The organism is Streptomyces mayonensis (assembly GCF_018982965.1).
Taxonomy (GTDB): Bacteria; Actinomycetota; Actinomycetes; order Streptomycetales; family Streptomycetaceae; genus Streptomyces; species Streptomyces mayonensis.
In genome coordinates, this window is the sequence record NZ_JACBYP010000036.1 from 37,273 (window position 1) to 50,731 (window position 13,459).

11 protein-coding genes and 1 riboswitch are annotated in these 13,459 nt (G+C 71.4%); of the genes, 5 read left to right on the top strand and 6 right to left on the bottom strand.

Going from position 1 to position 13,459, the window contains the following annotated elements; all coding sequences use genetic code 11:
• Positions 1-35: 35 nt before the first annotated feature.
• Positions 36-278, bottom strand: a complete 243-nt coding sequence (locus HZS56_RS38230; protein WP_308408084.1) for a hypothetical protein — start codon at positions 276-278, stop codon at positions 36-38.
• Positions 265-1,695: a PspC domain-containing protein gene (locus HZS56_RS16320; protein ID WP_216721415.1), complete on the bottom strand. Its 1,431-nt coding sequence runs from the start codon at positions 1,693-1,695 to the stop codon at positions 265-267. The genes HZS56_RS38230 and HZS56_RS16320 overlap by 14 nt, the downstream gene beginning before the upstream one ends.
• A 192-nt stretch (positions 1,696-1,887) precedes the next feature.
• Between HZS56_RS16320 and HZS56_RS16325 the strand changes: the two genes are divergently transcribed.
• The 3 genes from HZS56_RS16325 (at position 1,888) to HZS56_RS16335 (ending at position 4,589) form a co-directional block, all read left to right on the top strand.
• Positions 1,888-3,180, top strand: coding sequence for an ATP-binding protein (locus HZS56_RS16325; protein WP_216721416.1), 1,293 nt, complete (start codon positions 1,888-1,890; stop codon positions 3,178-3,180).
• Complete coding sequence (locus HZS56_RS16330) at positions 3,177-3,920, top strand: LuxR C-terminal-related transcriptional regulator (protein ID WP_216721417.1); 744 nt, start codon at positions 3,177-3,179, stop codon at positions 3,918-3,920. Before HZS56_RS16325 ends, HZS56_RS16330 begins: the two co-directional genes overlap by 4 nt.
• Positions 3,921-4,097: 177 nt before the next feature.
• Complete coding sequence (locus HZS56_RS16335; RefSeq protein WP_216721418.1) at positions 4,098-4,589, top strand: GNAT family N-acetyltransferase; 492 nt, start codon at positions 4,098-4,100, stop codon at positions 4,587-4,589.
• A 145-nt stretch (positions 4,590-4,734) separates the two neighbouring features.
• Here the strand turns inward: HZS56_RS16335 and HZS56_RS16340 are convergent, their stop codons facing one another.
• Positions 4,735-5,790, bottom strand: a complete 1,056-nt coding sequence (locus HZS56_RS16340; protein ID WP_216721419.1) for a C40 family peptidase — start codon at positions 5,788-5,790, stop codon at positions 4,735-4,737.
• Positions 5,791-6,125: 335 nt separating this feature from the next.
• On the opposite strand from HZS56_RS16340, the gene HZS56_RS16345 reads away from it, so the two are divergent.
• On the top strand, positions 6,126-6,479 hold the full coding sequence (locus HZS56_RS16345) for a hypothetical protein (protein ID WP_216721420.1): 354 nt from the start codon (positions 6,126-6,128) through the stop codon (positions 6,477-6,479).
• Here the strand turns inward: HZS56_RS16345 and HZS56_RS16350 are convergent.
• Positions 6,457-7,470 carry a tellurite resistance/C4-dicarboxylate transporter family protein gene (locus HZS56_RS16350; protein WP_216721421.1) on the bottom strand — a complete coding sequence of 338 codons (1,014 nt, stop codon included), beginning with the start codon at positions 7,468-7,470 and terminating at the stop codon, positions 6,457-6,459. The two genes, HZS56_RS16345 and HZS56_RS16350, sit on opposite strands and share 23 nt — an antisense overlap.
• A gap of 25 nt (positions 7,471-7,495) precedes the next feature.
• Complete coding sequence (locus HZS56_RS16355) at positions 7,496-8,650, bottom strand: C40 family peptidase (protein ID WP_216721422.1); 1,155 nt, start codon at positions 8,648-8,650, stop codon at positions 7,496-7,498.
• 6 nt (positions 8,651-8,656) lie between these two features.
• Positions 8,657-8,838: riboswitch (cyclic di-AMP (ydaO/yuaA leader) on the bottom strand.
• A gap of 250 nt (positions 8,839-9,088) precedes the next feature.
• On the opposite strand from HZS56_RS16355, the gene pcrA reads away from it, so the two are divergent.
• The gene (gene pcrA / locus HZS56_RS16360; RefSeq protein ID WP_216721423.1) at positions 9,089-11,578 is read left to right on the top strand and encodes a DNA helicase PcrA; all 2,490 of its coding nucleotides are present in this window, start codon (positions 9,089-9,091) and stop codon (positions 11,576-11,578) included.
• Between the two features lie 95 nt (positions 11,579-11,673).
• Here the strand turns inward: pcrA and HZS56_RS38905 are convergent, their stop codons facing one another.
• Complete coding sequence (locus tag HZS56_RS38905; protein ID WP_216721424.1) at positions 11,674-13,356, bottom strand: M23 family metallopeptidase; 1,683 nt, start codon at positions 13,354-13,356, stop codon at positions 11,674-11,676.
• Positions 13,357-13,459 lie beyond the last annotated feature (103 nt).

A 13,459-nucleotide genomic window follows, 5' to 3' on the forward strand; every position in this document is an offset into this window, starting at 1 on the left:
CCCGGCACTGAGGGCTCCGGCCTTCGCCCGTCACATCAGCCGGAAAGGTGCTCGCGGGAGCCGTCCGGCTGCCCCGTGACCGCCCCCCGGCGCCGGTGCACTGTCCGGGCCAGGAGACCTACCGCTCCCGCGAGACAGAGACCACCCACCACGACGGGAATCGGCACGAACCAGGGTGTCTCCCACACTCCGCCGGCGTCACCGCCGTAGATGACGCCGGCCAGGATCAGGAAGACGCCTGCCACCAGCCGTCCGGGCTGGAACCTATGACGCAGCACGGGACACCTCCGCCTGGCCGATGCCGACCTGGAGGTCGAGGTTGAGAGTCCCGGCATCCTTGCCGTCCCCGGCAGGAGGCAGGTCGACCTTCTCGTGCCTGCCCGGTGCCACGTCCACGTCCTTGTTCCCGTCACCCGGCAGCCGGATGTCACCGACGCCCACGGAGATGGTCAGCCGCACCGTCACGTCCTGCGGCACCACGACCCTTATTCGGCCGATGCCCACGTCGGCACGGGTGCTCACCGTCTGTTTGCCCGTCAGGTCCAGCCGGGACAGGTCCACGGTGCCGCTGCCGGCACCGATCTGGTACTCCTCGCGCACCTCGGCCACGGACGCCGGGGCCCAGGTGGTCCGGACCCATTCCGTGCCCACGTCCTTCGGCACCGCGGCCGAGCCGGCCAGCAGGCCCGCCGTGATGACCGCCAGGAAGATCGAACCCGCTCCCGTGCGCCCGAGGAAGGCGCTGACGGCGATGCCCAGACCGAAGACTGCGAGCGCACACGCCAGCCCGGTCTGCAGACTGGTGCCGAGCGGCTGGTCGTCCCAGGTCAGCCGGGTGCCGAGGAAGCCGGCGAGCAGGGCGAAGAGGAATACCCAGCCACCGATGCCGCGAGGGCCTCGCTTCTGAGCGGGCCGCGCGTGCCGGTCACTGACAGGGGCGTACGCGAGGTCGAGGCCCCTGCGGCCCGCGGTCCCGCGGCCGATGTTGACGGCCGCCGCGATGTCGCGGTCCTCCGCGTCCGACGGGCCCCACAGATATCCCGTCCCGCCGTCATGGGTGCCGTCCTTGACTATGGGGCCCCGCCACCAGGAGGGCCACGTGTACATGATCGGCGGCGCCTGGGCCTCCGGTGGAGCGTCCGCGACGGTCTGGGCGGAGAGCGGGTCGGGCTCGGGGGCCCTGCGGTGCCGCGACCAGTACCCGGCGCCCGCGAGGAGGAGGGAGAGGACCACGGCGAAGGTCAGCACCCCGCCGTTGCGCAGCATGGTCAGGAAGACCCCGCAGCCGACCAGTGCGAAGAGGACGGCCGTCAGTGCCTGGCCGTCGACCCGGCCGGTCAGCAGCTTGCGCACCTCGTTCTCCTCATCGTCGTCGTAGGGGACGAAGAGCCACGCGAAGCCGTAGAAGAGGAGGCCGAGGCCGCCGGTGGCGGAGAGCACCGCGAGGGTGATCCGGAATATCACGGGGTCCAGATCGCACTGCCGTCCCAGGCCGGCGCACACTCCCGCGAGGGTCTTGTGCCGGCGGTCGCGCCGGAAGTGCTGCGGCGGCCCGGGAGCGTCGGCGACGCCCGGACCGCTCGGGGCGCCGGTGGCATCCGCGGCGGGCGCGGCATCCTGCTGCCCGGCGCCCCGTGACGGGCGCGGGCCGGAGCCGGGTCCCGGACCCGTCGCGGCGTGCTCGTGATCTGTCATGGCTCCATGGTGACGGGCGCGGCGCCGCGACGGCAGTCGGTACGACCCTGGTCGGACCCTGATATCGCCCCCGAGCCGGCGTTCGGGAAGCGTTCGAGGCCGCGCGGCCCGAGATCAGGGGCAGCAGATCAGGGGAGTATGGGGGGCGGACCCTGATGCCGCAGCTCCCGCACCCGTGTGACCATCAGTGTCATGCCGGAAGCCGCAGCAGCACCCCTCGCCGAACCGCGGCCGCCGCGCAAGCTCTACCGCAGCAGCGACGGACGCTGGCTCGGTGGTGTGGCGCGGGGGCTCGCCGGGCATCTCGGTCTGCCCGTCATCTGGGTGCGGTTCGCCTTCGTCGGCCTGTTCATGGCCGACGGCCTGGGCGCGTTGCTGTACGCGGCCTTCTGGTTCTTCGTGCCGCTGGGTGTCGGCGGCGTCGACGCGCAGAAGCCGCCGTCCCTCGTCACCTCCGAGACCGGTCCGGACGGCCGCCGCAGACTCGTCGCCCGCAAGCCGGACAAGGGGCAGATAGTCGCCCTGCTGCTCATGGTCGTCGTGGCCCTGGTCTTCGTGGGCAACGTCGACCTCGGCGGGGGAGCCAAGGCCTACCTCTGGCCCACCGTGCTCGTCGGCGCCGGTGTCGCCCTCGTCTGGCGCCAGGCGGACAACGCGCGCCGGGCCCGCTGGGCCGAGGTCGGACGCCACCGGCGCACCGTCACCCTGCTGCGCTCCGTGGCCGGTGTCCTGCTGGTGACGGCCGGTGCCACCGGCATCTTCGTCCTCCAGGGTTCCGCCGCCCACCTCGGCTCCGTCCTCCAGGCGGCCCTCGCCGTCCTCGTCGGGACAACGCTTCTCGCCGGGCCCTACCTGGTCCGGATGACACAGGACCTCTCCGAGGAGCGACTGATGCGCATCCGCGCCCAGGAGCGCGCAGAGGTCGCCGCCCACGTCCACGACTCGGTCCTGCACACCCTGACCCTGATCCAGCGCAACGCGGAGAACGCGGGCGAGGTGCGCCGCCTGGCCCGCGCCCAGGAGCGCGACCTGCGCTCCTGGCTCTACAAGCCCGAGGGCAACGGCAAGGACGAGGACGAGGAGCCCACCACGCTCGCCGAGGCCGTGAAGCGCAACGCCGCGGAGGTCGAGGACAAGCACGGAGTCCCCATCGAGGTCGTGGTCGTCGGCGACTGCCCGCTCGACGAGAGAGTGGGCGCACAGATGCAGGCCGCGCGTGAAGCGATGGTGAACGCGGCCAAGTACGGTGGCGAGGGCGGCGCCGTACAGGTCTTCGCCGAAGTCGAGGGGAGGACGGTCTTCGTGTCCGTCCGGGACCGCGGCCCCGGCTTCGACCTCGACTCGATACCCGCCGACCGCATGGGCGTCAGAGAATCGATCATCGGCCGCATGGAACGCAACGGCGGCACGGCGCGGCTGCGCGCGGTGCCCGACGGCGGCACCGAGGTCGAACTGGAAATGGAGAGGGCGGAGAAGACGTCATGAGCGACCCGACCGAGGCGGACGGAACGGCGGCGGGCGAGGCGGCCGAGCCCGCGCAGCCGGCGAACGGCGGCACGGGGGAGCGCCGGGTACGCGTGGTGCTCGTCGACGACCACCGCATGTTCCGCACCGGAGTCCAGGCCGAGATCGGACAGACCGCCGTGACGGGGGTCGAGGTCGTGGGCGAGGCCGCCGACGTCGACCAGGCCGTCACGGTCATCACCGCGACCCGTCCCGAGGTGGTGCTCCTCGACGTCCACCTCCCCGGCGGCGGCGGAGTGGAGGTACTGCGCCGCTGCGCCCCCCTGATGAGCGACACCGACCGGCCCGTCCGCTTCCTCGCCCTGTCCGTCTCGGACGCGGCCGAGGACGTGATCGGCGTGATCCGCGGCGGCGCCCGGGGCTACGTCACCAAGACCATCACCGGCACCGACCTGGTCGACTCCGTCTTCCGTGTCCAGGAGGGCGACGCCGTCTTCTCCCCGCGCCTGGCCGGCTTCGTCCTCGACGCGTTCGCCTCCACCGACGCCCCGCCGGTCGACGAGGACCTGGACCGTCTCACCCAGCGTGAGCGCGAGGTACTGCGCCTGATCGCCCGCGGGTACGCGTACAAGGAGATCGCCAAGCAGCTCTACATCTCGGTGAAGACGGTCGAGTCCCACGTCTCGGCGGTCCTGCGCAAACTCCAGCTCTCCAACCGCCACGAACTGACCCGCTGGGCGACGGCACGGCGGTTGGTCTGACAGCGCGAGCAGGTGGTTGGCGACATCACCGGGCGGGTGCCGCGACGGCCTCCGAATTCGGTGGACGTCTTCTGCTGAGTCGGTGAGTATCCGCTGGTGACAGATGAAGCCGACAACCGGGGTCCGTTCACGCGGAGCCCTAAGTGCGTTCGTTTCGTCGAGTTGTCCGGCGAGGCGATGTCCGCTCTGCTCGATGGCGACCTGTCCGAAGCCGGCAGGGTGGCCGGGGTTGCGCTGACCGAGTACTTCGTGACCGACAGGGCGCGGTGGTTGTGGAGGCTCCGGCTCGACCAGATGGCCGCCGACCCCGGCCAGGCGCGGTGGATGGTGCGGCAAGCCGTCGTCGGCGACCAGGGCCTCGTCGTCGGACATGCCGGGTTCCACGGACCGCCCGACGAGGCCGGCATGGTCGAGATCGGCTACTCCGTCGCTCCCGGATTCCGACGGCAGGGATACGCCCGCTCCACGCTGACCGAGTTGCTCCGTCGTGCAGCGGCCGAACCCTCGGCCACGACCGTGCGGGCGACGATCAGCCCCGGCAACGTGGCATCGCTGGCCACGATCTCGGGCTTCGGCTTCGTCGAGGTCGGTGAACAGTGGGACGAGGAGGACGGACGCGAAATCGTCTTCGAAGTCCCCGCCCGCCGGGGTCCGTCCGCCGGACCATGATGGTGAGCACCTGTACACCGGTCACGCTGCGGCCAGTTCTCTTACTTGCTGCCTTACTCGGCTTCATCCGATGATCCGCACACATCGTCCCGGCGTGGAAGAGCCGGCCAGTGGAAGGATCGGCCCCCCGAGCCGTTGGCGGCCGTCACACCATCCGCGCCGCCCCCGCGAACGGCATCTCGTCGACCGGGGCGACCCGCACCGGTGCCGAGGGGTTGGGGGCGTGGATCATGTTGCCGTTGCCGACGTAGATGCCTACGTGAGTGATGCCCGAGTAGAAGAAGACCAGGTCGCCGGGGAGGAGTTCGGAGCGTGAGACGCGGCGGCCCGTGTCGATCTGGGCGTAGGTGGTGCGGGGCAGGGAGACGCCGGCGGCGCGGTAGGCGGCCTGGGTGAGGCCCGAGCAGTCGAAGGCGTTCGGGCCGGTCGCGCCCCACACGTAAGGGCTGCCGAGCTTCTGGTAGGCGTAGGAGACGGCCGCCGCGGCACGGGAGTTGGGGGCCTGGGAGGAGGGGGACAGGCCCTCCCGGGGGCCGGACGAAGAGGCGCGGGAGGCGCGCTCCCCCGTTCCCTCGCCGACGTCGGCGCGTTCCTCCGCCGTCAGCCGGGACAGCAGGCGGCGGGCCCTCTCCAGCTTGCCGGTGACGGTCTCGCGGTGGCGTTGCAGCTCCGCCCGGCGGGACTTCAGCGAGGCCACCTCGACGCGGGCGGCGCCGCGCAGTTGCTCGACTTCGCGGAGATTCTTCCGCACGCGGCCCACGGCGGCCTTCTGCCGGCTGCCCGCGCGCTCGGCGAAGGCGGCACCGTCCAGGTACCGGTCCGGGTCGGAGGAGAGCGCGAGTTGCACGGCCGGGTCGAGGCCGCCGCCGCGGTACTGCGCCGCCGCGACGGAACCCAGCGCCTCCCGGGCCGAGTTCAGCCGGTCCTCCTTGCGCGCCGCCTCGTCCCGCAGTTTCTCCAGGCGCTGCTCGGCGGTGTCCGCCTTCTCCTTGGCGCCGTTGTACTTCTCCGTGGCGACCTCGGCCTCCTGGTAGAGCTTGTCCACCTTGGCTCTGACCTGCGCCGCCGTCGGCTGCGGGTCGGCGTGCCCGGTTCCGCCCAGGCCCGTCGCGGTGGCCGCACCCGCGAGGGTGATGGCGGCCGCCGTACGGGCCCTGCCGCTGCCCGTCGCGCGCTGTCGCGGCCTGCGGTGCGCTCCCACCTGCGACCCACGTCCCTTCCGTACGACTCGACTCCGGCTCGCGATGTCTCGTGCCGGTCGGCGCCGGTCCGCTCCGGCTGCCTGGGGCAGGACGCTAGGCGCGCCGGTAACGGTGCGGTGACGGGATGCGCGGAAGTGGCGATACCGGATCGGTCGGCGACTGTATGTGACCGTCGGTCTGGTCGACGGGCGTCTTATTCACGCAGGGTGATGACCGATGTGCGGGACCGGGACGGAAGGGGGAGTTGAGCTGCTATGGGACCTCAGGCACCGGGTCAGGGGGCGGGGCGGGCCGGTGTCGGGGTGTCCGCGGACGCTCGTTAGGCTCCGGCCCCATGGACGTACTCATCCACATTTTCGTCGGTCTGCACATCGTCGGTATCGCCGCGCTCCTCGGCGGTTTCCTGACCCAGATGAAGGCGATGGGGCAGGACGCCGCGCGGTTCACGCCCGCCATGCTGCACGGTGCGCTGACGATGCTGGTCACCGGTGCCGTCCTGGTCGGTCTCAACCAGGCCCAGGACTACTCCGTCGACAACGTCAAGATCGGCGTGAAGCTCGCCCTCCTGGTCGTGATCCTCGGGCTGGTCTACGTCAAGCGCGACGACGAGAAGGTGGAGAAGCCGCTCTTCGGCCTGGTGGGCCTGCTGACCGTCGCGAACATCTTCATCGCGGTGCTGTGGACCTGATCACGGAGGCTTCCGACGCTGCGGACCGCAGTCCGGACCTGGCCCGGACGACCGCCCCGGCCGCGACCGCCAGCCACCCGGCCACCGCGATCCACAGCAGCGCGTCACCCGGCGCGTCGAGCCAGGGCGCGTCGAGGACGGCCGCGACGGACAGCGTCGCGGCCGCCGTCATGCCGAGCGGGAAGACGGTCGACCAGCGGCGCACGTCGTAGCCCGGGCGGGGCCACGCGATCTCGGCGGCCAGGAGCACGGCGTACCAGGCCAGGTCGAGGGCGAGCAGGAAGACGGTCACGTCGTGCAGGACTGCCTGGTCGTCGGCGTTCCACAAGTACATGCCCGTCCCGGCCGCCGCCAGCAGCTTGGCGCCGGCCAGGGCGGAGATGGCGAGCGCTCCGCCCGCCACCCAGTGGTCGCCGCGGCCCCGTACCACCTGGCGCAGATCGAAGCGGAACAGCGCGACCAGGTAGAGCACGATCCCCAGCCAGAACGGCACGAGCGCCGCGTGTGCCAGCCGGGCCGTCGAAGTGGCCGCGGCCAGCGTGGCGCCGAGCACGGCGAGCCCCTCCGTGGCCACGCACCCCAGGAACACCGCCCCGGGCATCCTGCGCCCCCAGTGCCGTACGACCGGCACCAGCAGCCCCAGCCACAGCAGCGCGGCCAGGGCCAGGAGCCCCGCCGCGAGCGACGCCCGGCCGAGCAGTGAGAAGCGGGTGCCGAGAACGGTCGTCGCGGCGACCGCGGCCAGCGTGCCCGGCGTCCCAGCCCGCGTCACCCACCGGGCCCGATCGGCGAGCAGCAGGTGGACGAAGGCCGCCGCGAGCGCCACCCACGCGACGCAGGCCAGGACCAGGGCGGTCCGGGACAGCGCCTCGTGGCCGGTCAGGTGCAGGGCGACCGACACGATGCCGGTCGCCATGACCGCGGCCCCGGCCGCCGGTGGACGCTGGGCCCACCAGATGCGCAACGGGGAGGAGGAGGTGCCGGACGACATGCCCCGATGCTAGAGAGCGGGCCCGTCAGGCCGGGCGCACCACGCTGTGGATCGACGACTCGCCGTCGTAGAAGATCGACTCCTCCCGGACGTACGCGCCCGGCTTCGGGGCGTGGATCATCTTGCCGTCGCCGATGTAGAGGCCGACGTGGCTGATGTCGTCGTAGAAGAAGACCAGGTCACCGGGTTGTGCCTGGGAGACGGAGACCGTCGTGCCGGCGTTGACCTGGTCGTAGGTGGTGCGCGGCAGCGTCACCCCGGCGGCCTTCCAGGCGCCCTGGGTGAGGCCCGAGCAGTCGTAGGAGCCGGGGCCGGTGGCGCCCCAGACGTACGGCTTGCCGATCTGGGCCTGGGCGAAGGCGAGCGCCTTCTCGGCCTTGGTGCCGTTCGAGGAGCCGGGCGCCGACGACTCCGGCGAACCGGAGGAGGAGCCGCTCTCCTGCTGCTGGGCGGCCTCTTCCTGCTGCTTGCGCTCCGCCTCCTGCTGCTTCGCCAGCTCGGCGGCCTTGCGGGCGGCCTCCTCCTGCTTCTTCTTCTCGATCGCCGCGAGCCGGGCCTTCTCCTCGGCGGTCAGCTCGGAAAGCAGCTCCCGCGCGGTGGCGAGTTTCTTCTGGACGGTCGACTTGGCCGTCTTCAGGTCGTTCTGCGAGTCGGTGAGCGTGTCGAGGCTCGCCGTGGCCTCCCGGCGCTTCTTCATCGTCTCGGACTGCTGGGTGACGTAGTCGTCGACCGCGTTCTTCTGACGGCCGGTGAGGCGGTTCATCAGCTGGTTCTGGTCGAAGTAGTCCTGCGGCGAGTCCGCGAGCAGCAGGGTCGCGGTGTCGGGGACCGACGCGCCCGTGCGGTACTGGGCGGAGGCGAAGGAACCCAGCTCCGTGCGCGCGTCGTTGAGCTTCTGGGTGCGCTGGGCGACGTCGTCGAGGAGGGTGTCGACCTTCTTGCGCTGCTTGGAGGTCTTCTCCTTGGCCGCGTTGTACTTCTCGGTCGCCGAGCCGGCCTGGCGGTACAGGTCGTCGACCTTCTTCTCCACCTCTTCGAGGCTCGGGCGGTCGTCCGACGGCGCGGCGTTCGCCGTCTGGGACAGCAGGGCCACGGAGGTGAGGGCGGCCGTGGCGAGGGCGGGGGTCCGTATGCCTGCGACGCGCGTGCCGGCGGGGCGCGACTTGCGGTGCGACGCCAAGGAGGCGACTCCTTCCAGTGCTCCGCCTACCGGGTTAGCTGTCGGGTTCGGGCGGTGGTGCGCGGAAGGGTTGCCCTACGGCGGACCGTCCTCGTGGAGGGCGGTGCGGCCGATTCACCCCAAAGATCTCGGTCGGGTCCCCGGCTCCGGGTGCCGTGCGGGCACACCGGATTGAGCGGAGGCCGCGCGGCCCGGCGAGGTTCGCCGGAGGGGGTCGAGCGGCCTGCCCGCACCGTAGCCAACTGGTGTGGCCGCTGTGAAGGTTGGTGGGTGATATGCCCGATACATTTTCGTGACCTTCCGTCTGCGTGCCGCACTGCGGCCGCGTGCGTCACTCTTCGTGTTCCTGCCTGTCGCGGGCGTGCCCGGCGCCGGAATACCGGGCATTTTCCGGGGTGGCGCCGGGTTGTCAGTGGGGCGCCCTAGACTCGGAGAGCGATGAGCAGCCTCTTTGACGACAACTTCCTGGCGAGCCTCCAGACCCCCAGGGGTCACGAGGAGGAGCCTCCGCCTCCGCCCGAGGACGATCACGGACCGGAGCAGGTCCCGCACGATCTGTTCGCCGGGAAGTTCGACGTGCCGCCGGACCGGGACACCCACTACCGGGACGGCGCCCCCCGCCCGGTCCTCGACCCGGCCGCCCTCCTGGACGGGCTGAACGAGAACCAGCGCGCCGCCGTCGTCCACTCCGGCTCCCCGCTGCTCATCGTGGCCGGTGCCGGCTCCGGCAAGACCCGGGTACTCACCCACCGCATCGCCCACCTGCTGGCCGAGCGGAGCGTCCACCCGGGGCAGATCCTCGCCATCACCTTCACCAACAAGGCCGCGGGCGAGATGAAGGAGCGCGTCGAGCAGCTCGTCGGGCCGCGCGCGAACGCGATGTGGGTGATGACCTTCCACAGCGCGTGCGTCCGCATCCTGCGCCGCGAGTCGAAGAAACTGGGCTTCACGTCGTCGTTCTCCATCTACGACGCCGCCGACTCGAAGCGCCTGATGGCGCTGGTCTGCCGCGACCTGGACCTGGACCCCAAGCGCTTCCCGCCGAAGTCCTTCAGCGCCAAGGTCAGCAACCTGAAGAACGAGCTGATCGACGAGGAGGACTTCGCCGCACAGGCGGCCGACGGCTTCGAGAAGAGCGTCGCCCAGGCGTACGCCCTCTACCAGTCGCGGCTGCGCGAGGCCAACGCCCTCGACTTCGACGACCTGATCATGACGACGGTCAATCTGCTCCGCGCCTTCCCGGACGTCGCCGAGCACTACCGCCGCCGCTTCCGGCACGTCCTGGTCGACGAGTACCAGGACACCAACCACGCCCAGTACGCACTGGTGCGCGAGCTGGTCGGCACCCCCTCGGAGCACCCCGTCGACGTGCCGCCCGAGGCCGAGGTCCCACCCGCCGAGCTGTGCGTGGTGGGCGACGCCGACCAGTCGATCTACGCCTTCCGCGGCGCCACCATCCGCAACATCCTCCAGTTCGAGGAGGACTACCCGGACGCCACGACGATCCTCCTGGAGCAGAACTACCGCTCCACCCAGACCATCCTCAGCGCCGCCAACGCGGTCATCGAGCGCAACGAGTCCCGCCGCCCCAAGAACCTCTGGACCCAGCAGGGCAACGGTGCGCAGATCACCGGGTACGTCGCCGACACCGAGCACGACGAGGCCCAGTTCGTCGCCGACGAGATAGACCGCCTCACCGACGCGGGCGAGGCCAAGGCCGGGGACGTCGCCGTCTTCTACCGGACCAACGCCCAGTCCCGTGTCTTCGAAGAGGTCTTCATCCGCGTCGGCCTGCCCTACAAGGTCGTCGGCGGTGTCCGCTTCTACGAGCGCAAGGAGGTCCGGGACGTCCTGGCCTACCTGCGGGTGCTGGCCAACCCGGAGGACTCGGTGCCGTTGCGCCGCATCCTCAACGTCCCCAAGCGGGGCATCGGCGACCGGGCCGAGGCGATGATCGACGCACTCGCCCAGCGCGAGAAGATCAGCTTTCCGCAGGCGCTCGGGCGCGTCGACGAGGCGTACGGCATGGCGGCGCGCTCCGCGAACGCCGTCAAGCGGTTCAACACCCTCATGGAGGACCTGCGGACCGTCGTCGAGTCCGGCGCCGGACCGGCCACCGTCCTGGAGGCCATTCTCGAACGCACCGGCTACCTCGCCGAGTTGCAGTCCTCCACCGATCCGCAGGACGAGACCCGTATCGAGAACCTCCAGGAACTGGCGGCCGTCGCCCTGGAGTTCGAACAGGAGCGGGCCGAGGGCGAGGAGGGCGGCACCCTGGCCGACTTCCTGGAGCAGGTCGCGCTGGTCGCCGACTCCGACCAGATCCCCGACGAGGAGGACGGCGACGGCGTCGTCACGCTGATGACCCTGCACACGGCCAAGGGCCTGGAGTTCCCCGTCGTCTTCCTCACCGGCATGGAGGACGGCGTCTTCCCGCACATGCGCGCCCTCGGCCAGACCAAGGAGCTGGAGGAGGAGCGGCGCCTGGCGTACGTCGGGATCACCCGCGCACGTGAGCGGCTCTATCTGACCCGGTCCACGCTGCGCAGCGCCTGGGGCCAGCCCGCGTACAACCCGCCCTCCCGCTTCCTGGAGGAGATCCCCGCGCCCCACCTGGAGTGGAAGCGCACCGGGGCGAACGGGCCCGCGCCCTCCGCGCCGGTCTCGGGCGTGGCGGCCTCGCTGTCGTCGTCCCGCTCACGCTCGTCGGCGTCGGGCGCGTCCGGCTTCGCCACGCGCAGGTCGGCCTCCGCCGACCAGCCCACGGTCTCGCTCGCGGTCGGCGACCGCGTCACGCACGACCAGTTCGGCCTCGGCACGGTGGTCGGCGTCAAGGGCACGGGGTCCAACGCGGAGGCGACGGTCGACTTCGGGGACACCAAGCCCAAACGGCTGCTGCTGCGGTACGCGCCGGTGGAGAAGCTCTGAGGGCCGGGCACGGCGGGGAAGTGAGCGGGCGGGGTCCGTCGTCCTGACGGCGGTGCCCGCCCGGGCCCGGCCTGCCTGCTGAAACGCCCGGGACCCTACTGCGGGTTGAGTCCGTGGCTGCGCAGCCAGGAGAGCGGGTCGATGGCCGAGCCGCCCGCGGGACGCACCTCGAAGTGCAGGTGCGGGCCGGTCGAGTTGCCCGAGTTGCCGGAGAAGGCGATCGCGTCGCCGGCCTTCACCGTCGTACCGGAGGGGACCTGGTAGCTGGAGAGGTGGCAGTACCACGTCTCCGTGCCGTCCTTCGCGGTCAGGATCATCATGTTCCCGTACGCGCTGTTGTACTGCGTGCGCACGGTCCCGTCGGTCGCGGCCATCACCTTCGTCCCGTACGACACGGGGAAGTCGATGCCGGAGTGCACGGACATCCAGTTGATGCCGGCCTGTCCGTAGTACGCGCTGAGCCCGTGCTGGGCGACCGGGAGCGCGAACTTGGGGCGCAGCCGCTCCTTGCGGGCCGCCTCCTCCGCCGCCCGCTTCTTCTCGGCCTCCTGCTCGGCCTTGAGGTCGATGCGCTCCTGGGTCCGGCTGGCCCGGTCGGCGAAGTCGTCGGCTCCGGCGGCGAGACTCGTGAGCTGGGTGTCCAGCTTGTTGTTGGCGGTGGACGGCTTCACCGGCGCGGCCTTCGCCTCACCCGGGTCAGCTGCGGCCGCCGTGGTTTCCGCGCCGTCGTCGCCGGTCAGGCCGCCCACGGAGGCGGCGGCGATGCCGGCGACGCTCATCACGCAGGCCGACGGCACGGCGATGGTCAGCAGGGCGGAGCGCTTGGCGGGCTGGCGGCGGCGGGAACCGGATCCGCCGCGTGAGCCGGTGCGGGCCGCGGGGACCCGGTCGGCGGGGGTGATCTCCTCCTGGTCGTCCAGGAGCGCGGTCACGGTGGGGAGTTCGCCGGCGTGGGCCGGCTCGCCGCCGTCCGGGCCGGGTTCCTCGTGGCCCTGCGGGGCGTCGAGGGCGGTGGCGTCGGGGGCGCTGTCCGGTGCCGAGTGCTCCGCTGGGTCCGCCGTGGCCGCGTCCGGGTTCCACTGCGTGGCGTCGTAGGCGCCGGTGTCCACGGTGCCGCCGCCGTACCCGCCGGAGTTGAAGGTGCCGGTGGCGAAGGTGCTGGTGTCGTAGGCGCCCGTGTCGTAGGAACCGGTGTCGACGGTCCCGGTGCCGTAGGCGCCGGTTTCGAAGGTGCCGGTTTCGAAGGTGCCGGTTTCGAACGTCTGGGTGTCCCAGTCCCACTGCTGGGTTCCGTCGGCCGGATCGCCGGATGCTTCCGGGTGGGCCCAGGCGCCGGTGTCCCACTGACCGGTGGCCTCGGCGCCCGTGGCCTGCGGCGGCATGGCGGCGGACTGCTGGTAACCGGCCGTCCACGTCGTGGTGTCGTACGCCCCGGTGTCATAGGCGGCGTGGTGCTGTGCCGCGTACACGTCGTGGTTCAGGACCTGCCCGCTGCCCGTGGACCACTGGGTGGCGTCGTACGTACCCGTGGTGGCGTACGAGCCGGTGACGTCGTAGGTGCCGGTGGCGTCACCCGGCAGGCTGCCGAAGAGAGGGTCCGTGTCGAAGGCGGCCGACGCACCGGCGCCGGTGGAGAAACCGGTCGTGTCGTAACCGGTGTACGTGGTGAAATCCCCGTACTGGGCCTCCTGTGCGCCGTACGACGCGTACTGCGCCGAAGTGGCATCGGAAGCCGGAGCCGGGGTGGTTGTGGTCCCCGACGGGTGAGGGTCGTTCACCAACTTCTCTTTCGCCTCGACAACAGGGGCTGCCAGAGCAGTGCGGGCGACTGTACCCGGCGGTATACGGGCGCGACAATCTTCGTCAGGTTTCGCGGCCGCA